The sequence below is a fragment of the Flavobacterium palustre genome (assembly GCF_014639535.1).
Lineage (GTDB): Bacteria > Bacteroidota > Bacteroidia > Flavobacteriales > Flavobacteriaceae > Flavobacterium > Flavobacterium palustre.
This window is the reverse complement of sequence record NZ_BMGA01000001.1, coordinates 1,015,635-1,031,736: the sequence shown is the minus strand read 5'-3', so window position 1 is coordinate 1,031,736 and position 16,102 is coordinate 1,015,635. Positions and strand designations below refer to the sequence as shown.

Annotated in this window: 20 protein-coding genes; 11 read left to right on the top strand and 9 right to left on the bottom strand. The window is 35.3% G+C overall.

The genetic code is table 11. From position 1 onward, the window contains the following. Positions 1-4 precede the first annotated feature (4 nt). Entirely contained in the window at positions 5-808 is an 804-nt protein-coding gene (locus IEV84_RS04090; protein WP_188492673.1) for a hypothetical protein, read from the top strand. Here the strand turns inward: IEV84_RS04090 and recO are convergent. Together recO and gdhA are read right to left on the bottom strand one after the other, a co-directional pair. Further along, positions 748-1,461 carry a DNA repair protein RecO gene (recO, locus tag IEV84_RS04085; protein WP_188492672.1) on the bottom strand — a complete coding sequence of 238 codons (714 nt, stop codon included), beginning with the start codon at positions 1,459-1,461 and terminating at the stop codon, positions 748-750. The two genes, IEV84_RS04090 and recO, sit on opposite strands and share 61 nt — an antisense overlap. 230 nt (positions 1,462-1,691) lie before the next feature. Continuing rightward, positions 1,692-3,035 (bottom strand): NADP-specific glutamate dehydrogenase, encoded by a 1,344-nt coding sequence (gene gdhA, locus IEV84_RS04080; protein ID WP_188492670.1) that lies wholly within the window; start codon positions 3,033-3,035, stop codon positions 1,692-1,694. 249 nt (positions 3,036-3,284) lie between these two features. Here gdhA and IEV84_RS04075 point away from each other — a divergent pair, with 249 nt between their 5' ends. Continuing rightward, positions 3,285-4,091 (top strand): THC0290_0291 family protein, encoded by an 807-nt coding sequence (locus IEV84_RS04075; protein WP_188492668.1) that lies wholly within the window; start codon positions 3,285-3,287, stop codon positions 4,089-4,091. A gap of 8 nt (positions 4,092-4,099) precedes the next feature. Continuing rightward, complete coding sequence (locus IEV84_RS04070; RefSeq protein ID WP_188492666.1) at positions 4,100-4,840, top strand: DUF3298 and DUF4163 domain-containing protein; 741 nt, start codon at positions 4,100-4,102, stop codon at positions 4,838-4,840. 55 nt (positions 4,841-4,895) lie between these two features. On the opposite strand, the gene IEV84_RS04065 is transcribed toward IEV84_RS04070, so the two are convergent. Continuing rightward, positions 4,896-5,351, bottom strand: coding sequence for a DinB family protein (locus IEV84_RS04065; protein WP_188492664.1), 456 nt, complete (start codon positions 5,349-5,351; stop codon positions 4,896-4,898). An 81-nt stretch (positions 5,352-5,432) separates the two neighbouring features. Between IEV84_RS04065 and IEV84_RS04060 the strand changes: the two genes are divergently transcribed. The 4 genes from IEV84_RS04060 (at position 5,433) to nadD (ending at position 8,202) form a co-directional block, all read left to right on the top strand. After that, positions 5,433-5,789, top strand: coding sequence for an arsenate reductase family protein (locus tag IEV84_RS04060; protein ID WP_188492662.1), 357 nt, complete (start codon positions 5,433-5,435; stop codon positions 5,787-5,789). Between the two features lie 181 nt (positions 5,790-5,970). After that, positions 5,971-6,831 (top strand): YicC/YloC family endoribonuclease, encoded by an 861-nt coding sequence (locus IEV84_RS04055; protein WP_188492660.1) that lies wholly within the window; start codon positions 5,971-5,973, stop codon positions 6,829-6,831. A gap of 104 nt (positions 6,832-6,935) precedes the next feature. Beyond that, positions 6,936-7,508 carry a guanylate kinase gene (gene gmk / locus IEV84_RS04050; RefSeq protein ID WP_188492658.1) on the top strand — a complete coding sequence of 191 codons (573 nt, stop codon included), beginning with the start codon at positions 6,936-6,938 and terminating at the stop codon, positions 7,506-7,508. Positions 7,509-7,608: 100 nt separating this feature from the next. Then, positions 7,609-8,202: a nicotinate (nicotinamide) nucleotide adenylyltransferase gene (gene nadD / locus IEV84_RS04045; protein ID WP_188492656.1), complete on the top strand. Its 594-nt coding sequence runs from the start codon at positions 7,609-7,611 to the stop codon at positions 8,200-8,202. Position 8,203: 1 nt separating this feature from the next. Here the strand turns inward: nadD and IEV84_RS04040 are convergent, their stop codons facing one another. Next, entirely contained in the window at positions 8,204-9,100 is an 897-nt protein-coding gene (locus tag IEV84_RS04040; protein WP_188492654.1) for a LysR family transcriptional regulator, read from the bottom strand. Positions 9,101-9,185: 85 nt separating this feature from the next. Between IEV84_RS04040 and IEV84_RS04035 the strand changes: the two genes are divergently transcribed. The 3 genes from IEV84_RS04035 (at position 9,186) to IEV84_RS04025 (ending at position 12,361) form a co-directional block, all read left to right on the top strand. Further along, complete coding sequence (locus IEV84_RS04035; protein WP_188492652.1) at positions 9,186-9,935, top strand: type 1 glutamine amidotransferase domain-containing protein; 750 nt, start codon at positions 9,186-9,188, stop codon at positions 9,933-9,935. Position 9,936: 1 nt separating this feature from the next. Next, positions 9,937-11,094, top strand: a complete 1,158-nt coding sequence (locus IEV84_RS04030; protein ID WP_188492650.1) for an iron-containing alcohol dehydrogenase — start codon at positions 9,937-9,939, stop codon at positions 11,092-11,094. A gap of 271 nt (positions 11,095-11,365) precedes the next feature. Then, on the top strand, positions 11,366-12,361 hold the full coding sequence (locus IEV84_RS04025; RefSeq protein ID WP_188492648.1) for an NAD(P)H-dependent glycerol-3-phosphate dehydrogenase: 996 nt from the start codon (positions 11,366-11,368) through the stop codon (positions 12,359-12,361). Between the two features lie 183 nt (positions 12,362-12,544). Here the strand turns inward: IEV84_RS04025 and IEV84_RS04020 are convergent, their stop codons facing one another. The 5 genes from IEV84_RS04020 to IEV84_RS04000 all read right to left on the bottom strand — a co-directional run bounded on the left by IEV84_RS04020 (position 12,545) and on the right by IEV84_RS04000 (position 15,443). After that, positions 12,545-12,859 (bottom strand): GIY-YIG nuclease family protein, encoded by a 315-nt coding sequence (locus tag IEV84_RS04020; RefSeq protein WP_188492646.1) that lies wholly within the window; start codon positions 12,857-12,859, stop codon positions 12,545-12,547. Positions 12,860-13,047: 188 nt separating this feature from the next. After that, the gene (locus IEV84_RS04015; RefSeq protein WP_188492644.1) at positions 13,048-13,266 is read right to left on the bottom strand and encodes a hypothetical protein; all 219 of its coding nucleotides are present in this window, start codon (positions 13,264-13,266) and stop codon (positions 13,048-13,050) included. Between the two features lie 168 nt (positions 13,267-13,434). Next, positions 13,435-13,842 carry a hypothetical protein gene (locus tag IEV84_RS04010; protein WP_188492642.1) on the bottom strand — a complete coding sequence of 136 codons (408 nt, stop codon included), beginning with the start codon at positions 13,840-13,842 and terminating at the stop codon, positions 13,435-13,437. Positions 13,843-13,956: 114 nt separating this feature from the next. Continuing rightward, positions 13,957-14,976 (bottom strand): phenylalanine--tRNA ligase subunit alpha, encoded by a 1,020-nt coding sequence (pheS, locus tag IEV84_RS04005; protein ID WP_188492640.1) that lies wholly within the window; start codon positions 14,974-14,976, stop codon positions 13,957-13,959. 110 nt (positions 14,977-15,086) lie between these two features. Next, the gene (locus IEV84_RS04000; protein WP_188492639.1) at positions 15,087-15,443 is read right to left on the bottom strand and encodes a hypothetical protein; all 357 of its coding nucleotides are present in this window, start codon (positions 15,441-15,443) and stop codon (positions 15,087-15,089) included. A 143-nt stretch (positions 15,444-15,586) separates the two neighbouring features. Here IEV84_RS04000 and IEV84_RS03995 point away from each other — a divergent pair, with 143 nt between their 5' ends. Beyond that, positions 15,587-16,096: a CvpA family protein gene (locus IEV84_RS03995; protein ID WP_188492637.1), complete on the top strand. Its 510-nt coding sequence runs from the start codon at positions 15,587-15,589 to the stop codon at positions 16,094-16,096. Positions 16,097-16,102 lie beyond the last annotated feature (6 nt).

Here is a 16,102-nt window from a genome sequence, read left to right as displayed (position 1 = left end):
CATCATGAAAACTATTTTACTCATTATCGTAATCCTCAGTTTAGGATGCAGCCCTGAATACTATGTTCCCAATTCACAAAATATACCCATAATGCAAGCCAAGGGACAAACTAACTTTGGAGTTGCTTACAACAAAAGTGAATATACCAATGGATTTGAAATCCAAACCGCTCATGCTATAAGCGATCACATAGCTTTACAGTTCAATGGAGATTGGGTAAAAAATGGTAATGGCGGATACTTAAGTGATTCCTCAGATGACTACAAAGCAACGGGAAGAATGCTGGAAATAGGTGCCGGCTATTTCAACAAAGTTGCTCCTCATTTTGTATTTGAAACCTATGGCTTACTTTGTTTTGGAAAACTTGAATTAAAAAATTACACTAACGAAAGCGGATATGATAATTTTTCGGCCAAATTTAATCGTGTAGGAATTCAGCCCAGTATCAGTTACAGTCGGAAATATTTTTCCACCTCTCTTTCTTCAAGACTTGTCCATTTAAAATACAAAGACATCAATGGCGATGACAACGCAACTAATTATGATGTTGCCTATTTAAAAACAAACAATGCTTTTTGGTTGTTTGAACCGGCACTCACTATTCGGGCTGGATTAGAAAATTTCAAACTTCAGCTTCAATATGTTTACAGTTTGAATCTTACGGATTCCTCATTCCCTCAGCAAAAAGATATTATCTCTTTAGGTCTCAAAATAAATTTAAACCCATCTAAAGCAACAAAAACAACTCAGGCAAAAACCTCCTTTAAAACCTCCAGTGACTTTGGTTTTTTAAAACCATCTAAATGATACGCATAATAATCAATAAAAATTTTCAAAAGCAATTGCCTTTCGATAACATGAAATACCTTCTGGTCGTTATCAAATTTTATAGCAATCAGTTTTTTGAACAATTGAGTTTCGTGTTCGCTTAAGGAATTTGTTCCTGAAAAAGGAGTAAAAACACCTTCATTCATTTCGAAAAAAGGCATATCCACATCAGAAGTATCAGGATAAAAACCGAGATACTTGGTCATTTCGAGCATTAGAATCAGATGAAAATTAGCAATTTCATCATGATTATCCAGCCAATGTAAGGCCGTTTCTAAAAAAGTAAAAAGCGACTCGTTTCTTTCTTCTTCGTGTATCGAATGATGTAAAATTTCAGAAAGAAACAGCACAATAGTACTCTTGTAAATATCCGAATGTATCGACTGAAATGGCGCTGCAATTTTAATTTCTTTAAAATGCTCCATCGTGCCTTTGTTCTTATGCGTCGCTTCTATTTCCAGAATAGTCATGGGTTGGAAATAAGCCATTTTTTGATTACTCTTTCTATTCGAAAAAGCATCACGAACAAAATAGGTTTTCAATCCATGCGACAACGTAAAGCATTTTACTATCAGGCTTTTTTCCTGATACTTTAAAGCCGAAATAACGATTGCCTTGGTTTTAATTTGCATGGATTTGATTTGAAATAAAAAGCAAAGATAGTACTTAGTCCTTAGTTTGAACACTACTAAGCCCGTAGTGCATTATATAAATATCTTTATAACCACCCCGCCCCTTGGGCACCCCTCCAAAGGAGGGGAATTTCGATCGCCATTCCCCTCTTTTAGAGGGGTGGTCGAAGACCGGGGTGTTTTTATTAGTTTTATATCATTAACTATAATGCTCTAAGGTTTACTAAAAACTAAACCACACCCTGCGCCAGCATGGCGTCGGCTACTTTTACAAAACCCGCTATATTGGCTCCTTTTACATAATCCACATAACCGTCGGCATCAGCACCATATTTTACGCAGGCTGCATGAATGTTGAGCATAATTTTCCTTAATTTTTCATCTACTTCTTCGGCAGTCCAACTCAATCGCAAGGAATTTTGCGACATTTCTAAGCCTGAAGTAGCCACTCCACCCGCATTAGATGCTTTTCCGGGTGCAAATAAAATTTTAGCATCATGAAAAACAACAACGGCCTCATAGGTTGAAGGCATATTAGCACCTTCGGCAACACAAATACAACCGTTAGCCACTAAAGTTTTAGCACTTTCTTCATCCAATTCGTTTTGAGTGGCACAAGGCAAAGCAATATCACATTTTTGCTCCCAGGGTTTGGCTCCGGCAATGTATTTTGCATTGGGATACCTGATAACATATTCACTAATTCGGGTTCGTAATTCATTTTTTAAATACATAACATGAGCCAACTTTTCAGCATCGATTCCGTCTGCATCATAAATGTAACCTCCCGAATCTGACATTGTAATTACTTTGGCTCCTAACTGAGTCGCTTTTTGAACGGCGTATTGCGCCACATTTCCTGAACCGGAAACCGTAACAATCTTAGCTTTCATATCATCCCCTTTAGTAGCCAGCATACTTTGTGCAAAATAAACCACTCCGTATCCTGTGGCTTCAGGTCTGATTAGCGAACCCCCAAAAGAAACGCCTTTACCGGTTAACACACCTGTAAATTCATTTCGAAGTCGCTTGTATTGCCCAAAAAGATACCCTACTTCTCTTCCTCCAACTCCAATATCTCCCGCCGGAACATCAATATCAGCTCCAATATATTTAGACAATTCAATCATAAAACTTTGGCAAAAACGCATGACCTCATTATCGGATTTTCCTTTTGGATCAAAATCCGAACCTCCTTTTCCCCCGCCCATAGGCAAAGTGGTCAAACTATTTTTAAAGGTTTGTTCGAAAGCCAGAAATTTCAAAACACTTAAATTCACCGTTGGATGAAAACGCAGTCCGCCTTTGTAAGGCCCGATAGCCGAGTTCATCTGGATACGGTAACCTCTGTTGACCTGAATTTCTCCTTTATCATCAATCCATGCCACCCGAAAAATAACAATTCTGTCCGCTTCTACCATTCGTTCTAAAAGCATCTTATTTTGATATTTTGCATTTTGCTCAATAAAGGGAATGACTGTTTCAGCCACTTCTAAAACTGCTTGTAAAAATTCAGGTTCGTTAGGATTTTTTAAAGTAACCCCATTTATAAAATCTTGAATCGCTTGAGACATAGTAATTTGGATTTTTTTAGTTAAAAAAACGTTTTGCTCCTTATACAAATATACATTTTATAGAAAAACACCGCTGATAATTAACTTAAAAAAAGAAAGAATTAACTTGTTTATTATAAGTAATGAATTCAAAATTTCATCCGGAAAACAGCCCGAAATCCGAAAGGAATTTTAGCCTAATTAGTTTACTATTATTTGAATAAGGAAATAATGTTTTTATATCTTTGTTCCTACTCGAATGCTACAACAATGCTCAGGAATAATTGGCTGACTTTATTTTCACTATTTCTATTACTTGGTTTTTCCAATAGCATCACTGCGCAACTTGGTTTTTCGCATGAAATAGGAGCTATTGCAGGTCCTGTTGCTTTTCAGTCTGATTATGGAGTACGCCACGACTTTGAGACTAACGCAGGAAATTCAGGAATTGGAGTTGGAATTATCCACTACATCAACTTCTCTTACACGGCAGAATGTGACTGTTACAGTCCTGAAACTTATTTTAACGATCACTTTAAATTAAGAAGCGAACTGTCTTACAACAAAACCAATTTTGAGCATTTTGGCGAATGGGTGAAAAAAAATTCCCTCGAAGCCATGCAATTACGAGAAATGAAAGGAAATAGCACTGTAACTAATTTAGGAATGCAATTAGAATATTTCCCTTTAAGTATCCGGGACTTCTCAGCAAGAATTGGAAGTCTTGGCCCTTTTGTAAGTCTTGGCGCCCAATTTAGTTATTACAACACCGAAGCTTATTCTACCATGGGACCTTTGGGAACACCTTTAACTACCTATCCCAAATACCTGACTCCAACAGATAATCGCCAATATGGTTTTTCCACCGAAGGCGGCAGCGTTTGGTCTGTTGTATCCAGTGTAGGAACGCGTTACAAACTAACTCCTCTGAGTGATTTAATGGTCGATTTGCGTTTTCAATATTATTTCTCTGACTGGGTTGACGGTTTAAAACCAAATCCGGATTTATACAAAGAAAACAAAGCCAATGACTGGTTAGTTTGGCTCAATGTAGGCTATATTTATTACTTACAATAACAGACGAAATGAAATACAGCATCGTTTTTATATTATTCTTATTGTGCATCAGTTGTTCCCAAGAACTCACTTTTGAAGTACAATCTTTTGAAAAAAAGACAACATTAGACTGCACCAAAAACTGTCCGACAATTCAATTAAAAATTCCTGTTGCCCAAAATAAGAACAGCATTGCCGACAGCATCAACAACAGCGTTTTTGCTGCTGTTAAATCAATAGTTAATTTTGAAGAAAAACCCAACAATTCAAAAGACTATAACCAACTGGCTGCTTCTTTTATCCAGGCATACGAAAAAATAAAAAAAGATTTTCCTCAGGATCATTTTGGCTGGGAAGCTACCATCGAAGGAAAAGTAAAATACCGTTCGGAAAATATTTTAAATATCGAAATCCAGCATTATACCTTTACCGGTGGAGCTCATGGCTATGGAGGCTTGCGTTCTTTGCTATTTGACCCAAAAACAGGCAAACAGATTCCAAACGAAAAATTATTTAAAAACTGGAAACTCTTTAAAGTTTTTGCAGAAACAAAATTCAGAAATCAATATAAGATTCCGAGAGACCAAGCCATAAACAGTACCGGAATGCAGTTTGAAGATGACGTTTTTCAGATAGCACAAAACATCTTTTTTACTAACGAAGGCATTCTACTGCATTACAATCCCTACGAAATTGCATCTTATGCCGACGGATCGAGAGATTTGCTGATTAAATACGAAGAAGCTAACGACTATCTGGTTACAAAATAAGAAGAGCCTCCAAACGGAAGCTCTTCAATTATCGATAATTTTTACTTTCGAAGTACTAAACCAATTTTCGAATAGCTAAAATTACTCCTATATGAATTCCTTCGTGGAAATTATTAAATCGCATCGAATCCTCATTGTTTTTTAATACAAATCCTGTAGATGTTGGGTATTCTGAAAAATTTTGGAACAAATTATTCTCAACATCTTTCTCTGTTTGCTCAATGGTCGAATGCAATAAAGACAAAATTTCATCAACTTCTTCCTGAGTAGCCACATGCTCGGTTTGCGTTCCTTTTTTGTATTTTTCGATCAATTCCTCAGAAACCATCACGGGTAAACCAGCCAGTTTATACACCAATAATTGTTGCGTAACCACAATATGCGCCACATTCCAAATTAAATTGTTTTTAAAACCTGCAGGTACTTTGTTCAATTGCTCTAAAGTATATCCCTGAATCAATTTAGAAACCATATTTCTACTGGTTTTTGTAATCTCTAAAATCTCTTTCATTGTATTGAATTTGTAAAATTTCGCGTAAAAATACACATTTAACGTCGTAAATGATTTTTCTTTGCATAAAGAAATAAAATTATGGCTAACAAAATATACTATCTCGCTTCCTGCGATACCTGTCGAAAAATCATCAAATCATTGCCGGAAAACAACAATCTTGTTTTTCATGACATCAAACAGAATCCAATCACCGAAGCAGAATTAGAAGAAATGTACCAGCTTTCGGGAAGTTACGAAGCACTTTTTAGCAAAAAAGCTCAATTGTACAAATCGATGGGTTTAAAAGACCAATCTCTAACCGAAGTCGATTTTAAAAAATACATTCTGGAACATTACACCTTCCTGAGCCGTCCCGTGTTTATTATTGATGGAAAAATTTTCATTGGTAACAGCCAGCAAAATATTCTTCAGGTAATGAAAGCATTGGAAAAATAATATACTCAATAAAGACAATTTCAAAGTTTTAAACCATTAAGGATTTCAGAGTATTAAAACTTATTTTCCTTAATTTCTTAATGGTGAAATTTAGATTATAAAAATGGTTTTTTCCGGCTGCCTGTTAAAGACTGCCTACTGAATACTTTTTCCTATCTTTGAGCACTTTTTAAGAAACAATATGATACAATCCATGACCGGTTTTGGTAAAGCCACTTTGCAATTACCAACAAAAAAAATAACAGTCGAAGTCAAATCTTTAAATAGTAAAGGCTTAGACTTAAATGTGCGAATGCCTTCGCTTTACCGCGAAATGGAACTGGGATTGCGTACACAAATTTCGGCAACATTAGAAAGAGGAAAAGTAGATTTTTCTATTTTTATCGAAAGTACTGCCGAGCAAACTTCGACGAAAGTCAATGTCCCAATCGTAAAAGCTTACATCAGTCAATTAAGAGAAGTCTATGCCAATGCCGATGAAACCGAATTGATGAAAATGGCCGTGCGTATGCCCGATACCATGAAAGTAGAAAGAGAAGAAATTGACGAAAACGAATGGAATCAGATAAAAGAAGTTATCAACGAGAGTTTGAACAACATTCTTTCTTTTAGAAAAGACGAAGGTGTTTCTCTTGAAAAAGAATTTCAGTTGCGAATCAGCAATATTCGTCAATATATGAATGATGCTCTGGCTCTTGATCCGGAACGTGTTCAAAACATCAAAGACCGTTTGCAAACTGCTATAGACGAATTAAAAGTAAACGTTGACGAAAACCGTTTTGAGCAGGAATTAATCTATTATCTTGAAAAATTAGATATCACCGAAGAAAAAGTGCGTTTGACTAACCATTTGGATTATTTCCTGGAAACCATAAAAGGAACGGAAGCCAATGGTAGAAAATTAGGTTTCATCACTCAGGAAATGGGACGTGAAATCAATACCATGGGATCAAAATCCAATCACGCACAAATGCAAAAATTAGTCGTTATGATGAAAGACGAATTAGAAAAAATTAAAGAACAGGTTTTAAACGTGTTGTAATATATAGCCACGAATACACGAATTAAAATCAATTTGGTTTTATTATTGAAAAAATCATTCGTGAAGTAGTGGCAAAAAAACTGAACTCAATTATTCAGCAGACAATGAAAAAAGGAAAATTAATCGTATTCTCAGCGCCGTCAGGTTCGGGAAAAACAACTATAGTTAGGCATTTATTGAAACAGCCAGACTTAAATCTGGAGTTTTCAATTTCGGCTGCAACACGCGCAGCCAGAGGTGAAGAAGTAAATGGCAAGGATTATTATTTTATCTCTTTGGAAGAATTTAAAAACCATATCAAACACGAAGATTTTGTAGAATGGGAAGAGGTTTACAGAGATAACTTTTACGGAACTTTAAAAAGCGAAGTAGAACGCATCTGGGCTTTGGGTAAAAACGTAATTTTTGACATTGATGTTGCCGGAGGATTGCGTATCAAACACAAATTCCCGGAAGAAACTTTGGCCGTTTTTGTAAAACCACCAAGTGTTGACGAACTCAAAAGACGTTTGAAAGAACGCTCTACCGAAAGCGAAGACAAAATCAATATGCGTATTGCCAAAGCGCACGTAGAACTGGCTACCGCTCCGCAATTTGATGTCATTATTAAAAATTATGATTTGGAAGTGGCTTTGAAAGAAGCAACTCAATTAGTGAGTGATTTTGTAAACAAATAGAGTTATTACACAAAGATTCGCTAAGAGAAACACAGAGATACACAAAAAATTTTGTGAATCTTCCTGAAAATCTTTGCGAATCTTTGCGAAACAAAATGATATGAAAATCGGACTGTATTTTGGCACTTTTAACCCCATTCATATTGGGCATTTGATTATTGCTAATCACATGGCGGAGCATACTAACCTGGATCAGGTGTGGATGGTGGTTACGCCACACAATCCGTTGAAGAAGAAAAGTACTTTGCTTGATGATTACCATCGCCTGCAAATGGTGTATCTCGCCACAGAGGATTATCCTAAAATCAAACCATCCGATATTGAATTCAAACTGCCGCAACCCAATTATACCGTAACTACTTTAGTGCATCTGGAGGAAAAATATCCGCATCATGAATTCTCTTTGATCATGGGCGAAGACAATCTGAAATCATTGCATAAATGGAAAAACTACGAAACCATTCTGGCACATCACGAAATTTACGTTTATCCACGAATTTCAACAGAAGAAGAGAATTTAGTCCCGACTTTTGGGGACAAAAATCATCCCAAAATTCACCTTATTGACGCTCCTGTGGTAGAAATTTCTTCGACTTTTATTCGGGAAAACATCAAGTTAGGTAAAAATATCCGCCCTTTGGTTCCCTCTAAAGTTTGGGCATATATTGACCATAATTTGTTTTATAAAAAGTAAACTAGCTTAATACTTCTTTTAATTCTTGAGAAATTATCTCAAAAAAAGCGTTCAGATTATTATTTTTAGCTGTTAATAAAAAAACATCAACTTCCGGCATCTTATCATTTTCCCATAACAATTTTAATTTATTTTCTTTAATAAACTGTTTAGCATTACAATTCCAGGTTATTGCAACACCTGAATTTTTTGACAGTATTTCAAGCATTTCGTAGGCTGAAGGAATAATATAATTAGGTATCATCGAGGGTCTTTTTTTATTAAATGCGTGTAACCAAAAGGATTTTATGTGTGGTATTCTTGCATCATGACTGTACCATTTTTGCTCATTTAACCACTGCTCTATTTCAATGAGGTCATTAGAATGCAATTTCTGATTGAATTCTGTTATGTCCTGTTGGACGGAAGTCATCATAACTAATTTCATTTTCCCAACTAGTTCATAAACCGTATCGAAAGTATCAAATCGCTTAGAAACAATGGCAAAATCAAGTTTTTTAGAATCTATCAATTCAAAAAGCATTTCATTTTCAGAGAATGTAAAATCTATAAAATCAAACTTTGAAATTAAGCCATTACCCAAACTGTTAAAAAGATTCTTTGAAATACCAATAGATATTAATCGATTCGAATTCTGAACTTTAGACCTAAATCCATTTTCAACATTTTCCAAACGATCCAATGCGTCAATAATTAAATTGTTGAGTAACTTGGCATATTCTGTCGCTTCAACTCCTTTTGATTTTCGATTAAATAATTTATAACCCACATGAGCTTCCAGCATAGAAATTTGCTGACTAACTGCTGGCTGACTGATGAACAATTCTTTGGCAGCCACTGAAAAATTACCATTTTTATACACTGATTTAAAAGTTCTGTACCATTCCAGATTAACCATGATATAAATATTTTTATCACAAACATAGTTTAATTTATTTTTACAAATATCACTTTGGTTGTAAATTCGCCTAAAAATTAATCTTATGAAAAAAATAGCATTACTTGCAATTGTAGCATTCACCGTATTGAACAGTTCTGTTTCAGCTCAAAAAAAAGTATTATTTGTAGTTACCAGTCACGATAAACTAGGAAACACAGGAGAAAAAACCGGATTTTGGACCGAAGAATTGGCTGCCCCATATTATGAATTAGCCGATAAAGGAATTCAAATTGACATTGCGACTCCGCTGGGCGGACAACCGCCAATTGACCCAAGAAGTGCTGATCCTGCATCGGCTACTGAAGACACTAAAAGATTTGATGCCGACACTGCGTTATTAAATAAATTAAAACATACGCTAAAATTAGCTAATGTTAAAGAGTCTGATTACGACGCTGTTTTCTACCCTGGCGGACACGGACCATTATGGGATTTGACAAAAGACAGAAATTCGATTGCATTGATTGCATCCTTCTACAATCATAACAAACCGATTGCTTTTGTTTGTCACGCTCCCGCGGTACTAAAAGATGTAAAAATAAACGAGGAATATTTAGTCAAAGGAAAAAAACTGACCGGCTTTTCAAACACCGAAGAAGCTGCGGTAGGATTGACTAATGTCGTTCCTTTTTTACTGGAAGAAGTACTTCAGGCACACGGTGGTATTTATTCTAAAACCGAAAACTGGCAGCCGTATGCTGTCGAAGACGGATTGTTAATCACCGGTCAAAATCCGGCTTCATCCAAACTGGTAGCACAAAAATTATTACAACAATTAAACACTCAAAAATAAGATGTTAAACTTCGAATTATACAACCCAACTAAATTAGTTTTTGGTAAAGGACAAATCAATAAACTATCCGAATTAGTTCCGCAAGGTGCTAAAATATTATTGGCTTACGGTGGCGGAAGCATTTTCAAAAACGGAATTCACCAACAAGTAATCGACAACTTAAAAGGTTTTGAAATTGTGGAATTTGGAGGTATTGAACCTAATCCGCATTTTGAAACTCTGATGAAAGCGGTTGAAATTATAAAAACTGAAAACATCAATTTTATTCTGGCTGTTGGTGGCGGATCAGTAATTGACGGCGTGAAATTCATTTCGGCAGCAGTTAATTTTGATGGAAATCCAATTGATATTTTGCAAAAACATATTCTGATAAAAGAAAATGCGATGCCTTTTGGAACAATTCTAACACTTCCTGCAACGGGAAGCGAAATGAATTCCGGATATGTGGTTACAATTGAGGCTACTCAAGAAAAATTAGCTTCAGGTGGAAGTGCTTTATTCCCGCAATTCTCGATTTGTGACCCCACAGTTATTGAATCTTTACCAAAAAGACAATTGCAAAACGGAGTTGTAGATGCTTTTACCCACGTTATGGAGCAATATTTGACCTATCCGCACGACGGTTATTTACAGGATCGAATTGCCGAAGGAATTTTACAAACACTGATCGAAGTTGGTCCAAAAGTGGTTGAAAATCCTTCCGATTATGCCCTGGCTTCCAACTTCATGTGGAGCTGTACGATGGCTTTAAACGGATTAATCGCAAAAGGAGTTCCAACTGACTGGGCAACCCACATGATTGGTCATGAATTAACAGCTTTGTACGGAATTGATCACGCCCGAACATTGGCTATTATTGGCCCTAATTTGTACCGGGTTTTATTCGAAACCAAAAAAGAAAAATTAGCGCAATACGGAAAACGTATTTTTAATTTGGAAGGAACGGTTGACGAAATTGCCAACGAAGCCATCAACAAAACCGTGGCATTTTTCCACACCATGGGAATCGACACTAAATTGTCACAATACACCGAAAACTACAACAAAACAGCCGATTTTATCGTGAACCGTTTTGACGAAAGAGGCTGGAAAGCTATGGGAGAAAGACAAAATATTACGCTTGAAAAGCTAAAAGCAATTGTAGAAATGAGTTACTAAACAACTCGTTTCTACTAAATAACAAAAAAGGCGTCTCGAATTCTATTCTTAGACGCCTTTTTAAATAACACCAAAACTAAATTAACTAATTCTAACTATATTAAAAAACACAAATTCCTAATACATAAAAAGTTAGAACTCCAAACATCTCTTTTTTATTGTGTGATACACTTAAAAAATTTAAAATATTTTTTGCCCAATTTCAGACTAAATCAATAAGCCTTTCTTCATTACTGGATTTTTAAGTACTTTTGATTAAATTTTTAAAAAAATGAATCAAAATATAAAGTTTGCAGTAATTGGCGGTGGAAGCTGGGCAACGGCTATTACAAAAATGCTTTGTGGAAATCTTGATGAAGTTTCCTGGTATATGCGTAATGAATCGGCAATTGAGCACTTAAAAAACCACAAACACAACCCAAACTACATCAGCTCTGTAGAATTTGACACCAAAAAACTCAAACTAACTAACGATATCAACGAGGCTGTTGCCTATGCTGACTACATCATTTTTGCGATTCCTTCTGCCTTTTTAGACGCCGAATTACAAAAACTGACCGTTTCGCTAAAAGATAAAATCATTTTCTCTGCCATTAAAGGAATTGTTCCGGAAACAAGTTTAATTGTGGGTGAACATTTTCATTTTCAATACGACATTCCTTATTACAATATTGGCGTAATCACCGGTCCCTGCCACGCCGAAGAAGTCGCTTTAGAGCGTTTGTCTTATCTGACGATTGCTTGTGGCGACGCCGAAAAAGCAAAAATTGTAGCTAAAAATCTTGCTGGGAACTACATCAAAACAAAAATTACCGATGACATTATCGGGACTGAATATGCTGCGATGCTGAAAAACATTTACGCCATTGCAGCCGGAATTGCTCATGGTTTAGGCTATGGCGATAATTTCCAATCAGTGTTGATGAGTAACGCGATTCGCGAAATGAAGAAATTCATCCGAAAAGTCCACAAGATGAAACGCAACATCAATGATTCAGCTTATCTGGGGGATTTGTTGGTGACAGGATATTCTGTTTTTTCAAGAAACAGAATGTTCGGAAATATGATTGGGAAAGGTTACACCGTAAAAAGTGCGATGATGGAGATGAGTATGGTTGCCGAAGGTTATTATGCCGCTAAAAGTGCTTACAAACTTAATCAGGGTTATGGTGCCAAAACGCCAATTATAGACGCCGTTCATGAAATTTTGTACCAAGGTAAAAACGCCAGAACCGTATTTAAAAAACTGACTGAGAAACTGGATTAATGTCATTGCTTCGTTCCGATAGCTATCGGAACGAAGCAATCACATAACGAGAGTAACCGCAAATTTTAAATGTGAGTTTGCGGTTATTGTTTTTTAATAACAAACCCAATTCTTTTTCTACTTCTAAATCAGTTAACCCACAACTTGTCATTCCGACGAAGGAGGAATCTCCACAATCAAAGTTTATACAAATAGATAATTAAGAAACTCTAAATCAGGATTGATTGTTTTTATTAAATCCATCTTTTTCTCTCTACGCCAACCTTTAATTTCTTTTTCTCTGGCTATTGCTTCTTGAATCCAGGTAAATTTTTCAAAGTACAATAAATAATGAACATGGTATTTTGAAGCAAAAGTTTTATTGTCGAATTCTATGTTGTCTTTATGTTGCTGCAATCTAATTTTCAGATGATTTGTCACACCCGTATAAAAAACCGTCTTAGCTTTATTTGTAATAATGTATATATAATAGGTGTGATAACCTTCCTGAAATTGCATAACTGATCTTTGGGTTAATTACTTTGCTGAGATTCCTCCTTCGTCGGAATGACAAAACTGTGTGCATTTATTACTTAATGACGTCTTTTGCACATAGTGAGAGTTTGTTTTAACAATCTTTACGAGCCTTAAAATACATCCCAAAACTTCGGGACTGTCTGTGCAAACCTTGTGGTAAATCTGAGCTTCTACTCTAAAAACCTTCCTTCTTCTGAAATATTAAGTGAATTACTTAAAGTAAGAATAAATGAATCTCTTTCCGTTTCATCTTCAAATTTACAACTTATTATTTTTCCAAAATGACTATCTTCAATTTCATAATTTATTTTTGGCTCAATCAAATTTATAAATTCTGCGATTTTTTGAGTTGTATAATTGGAATCTGACTTAAAACTATATTCTATCATAACCTCTTTTTATTAGTTATTACAAATATAGATATTTTTTATTAAAAAAAAATATTAATAACAAAAATCTATAATATGTGATTTAAAACGGTTATTTATCAAATAAAAAAACCGCAAATTCGCATTTATAATTTGCGAATTTGCGGTAAATATTTTTTAGCTAAAAGCTTATCGAACGATTACTCCATCCACAAACAAAATAGGCACTTCTTCAGTGTTATTTTCATTAATGGAATTGGCTTTAAAAATAAATTTCTTGTCGTATAATGTGTTTCCAATGAAATAAGTCAGCATGAATTCGTTATTCAAAGCCAAAAGACTTTTTTCAATCATTTCTATTTTTATCACTGAAACGGCCGGAACTTCCACAAAAGCATGACGCAGAATAGAAGTTTTTCTCATTTCGCCATCGATAGTTCCAAAAGCTTTAGAAACCACCATCGCACTTTCGATATTGAAATCACTGTCGTTAACTAAATAAGCATACCACACTTTCTCCATAAAATCGTCGCTCCATTCCTGAACAGCGGCAATAAATACGTTTTCTACTTCGGGGATTGTAATATCTTTTTTCATGATAGTAAAAAACTTTGTCAACGTTTAAAACATTGACAAAGTTGAAAGATTTATTAAAATTATTTATTCCAATATTCTACCTCGTTGCCCCTCCTTTGGAGGGATTGGGGAGGATTATATTATCGATTTAAACTGCTCTAAGAAACGTACATCGTTTTCATAAAACATACGGATATCACCTATTTGGTACAACAACATCGCAATACGCTCTACTCCCATTCCAAAAGCAAAACCGTTGTATTCGTCAGGATTGATGCCGCAGTTTTTCAAAACATTTGGATCTACCATTCCGCAACCACCAATTTCTAACCAACCGGTTCCTTTGGTAATTCTGTAATCGGTTTCGGTTTTTAATCCCCAGTAAATATCAATTTCGGCACTTGGCTCCGTAAATGGGAAATAAGAAGGACGCAAACGGATTTTAGATTTCCCGAACATCTCTTTAGTGAAATACAATAAGGTTTGTTTCAAATCAGCGAAAGAAACCTCTTTGTCAATATACAAACCTTCCACTTGGTGAAAAATACAGTGCGAACGTGAAGAAACGGCTTCATTACGGAAAACGCGTCCCGGAGAAATCGTTCGAATAGGCGGTTTATTGTTTTCCATATAACGCACCTGCACCGACGAAGTATGCGTACGCAACAAAATATCAGGATTTGTCTGAATGAAAAAAGTATCCTGCATATCACGCGCCGGATGGTATTCTGGCAGGTTCAACGCAGTAAAGTTATGCCAGTCATCCTCAATTTCCGGACCTTCAGAAACATTGAATCCAATGGTAGAAAAAATATCAATAATTTGGTTTTTCACAATCGAAATCGGATGACGTGAACCAATAGTTACCGGCTCGGCAGTACGGGTCAAATCGCCATAAATCCCTTTGGATTCTTCCTTGCTTTCTAAAGCTTCCTGAATGGATTTTACCTTATCCTCAGCTGAAGTTTTCAGCAGGTTAATTACCTGACCAAATTCTTTCTTTTGCTCATTAGGCACATTCTTAAATTCAGCAAAAAATTCTTTTAGAATTCCTTTACTTCCTAAAAATTTAATTCTAAATGATTCTAATTCGGCAGTATCCTGAGTTGAAAAAGCTTGTGCTTCACCAATATATTCTTTTATCTTATCTATCATTTTCGTCCAATAATTGAGAGTGCAAATTTAAGTAAAAGTTGTGAGTTATGAGTTATGAGTTATGAGTTTTTAAAGCAAATCTAAAATCTAAAATCGTTACTCTGCAATCATCAATCAATAAGTTCTTTTTCGATAAAATAACTCACTATTGCCTCTTTCATCAAAACGGTTTGTTCTCCTGCTTTTAAAGACGGTAATGCTTCTTTTACTTTGTAATGTGGCCAACCTTCTTCATCAAAAAAGTCGAATTCATAAAAACCATAAGGCTCTAACAAGCGACAAATGGCAATGTGCATCAGGTTTAGCTTTTCGTCTTTTTTATATTCACGATGTACCTGACCCAATTCCTGAACTCCAATTAGAAAAATAATGGCATCCAAATCCAAATCTTCGCCCTGCGAAAACTGATTAGAAAGTATATCGACGAGCTTTTCCCAGCGCTCTTTAAGTTGTGTGTCTCTTGACATTTTTTTTAGATTTCTGATTTTAGATTTCTGATTTTAGATTTAGAATTTTCAATCTAAAGTCTAAAATCTTAACTCTAAGATTTTAGGGCAAAGATACCAACATAATTCTTTTATCTTTGCTCTTTATTATTTTCTATTTTATTATGGGTTTTTTAGATATTATTTTGGGCGCTTTATTGGCATTTGCCTTATACAAAGGAACGGTAAACGGTCTTTTTATTGAAATCGCATCATTTTTCTCCTTACTTTTCGGTGTTTATTTAGCCGTAAAATTCTCGGTTATTACGAAAGACATTCTTTCGGGATTTGTACATTGGAATCCTAACACTATTCAGGTTACTGCCTTTATACTTACTTTTATTTTAGTTGTAATTGGCATTCACTTTCTAGCAAAAATACTTACCGGAATAGTGGATTTTGCTTTTTTAGGATGGATAAACAAACTAGGCGGCGGGTTATTCCGAACCCTCAAAACAGTATTAATCGTTGGAATTGTTTTTTCTGTTTTCGAAAAAATAAATTACAATCATTTTTTTGCTAAAAAAGAAACATTGGACCAATCAACTTTTTACTATCCCATCCAAAAAACGGCAGCTTTTATGTATCCGTGTATTACCGAATGGTATGGAACAATAAAAAAAGAACAACAATAAACTATT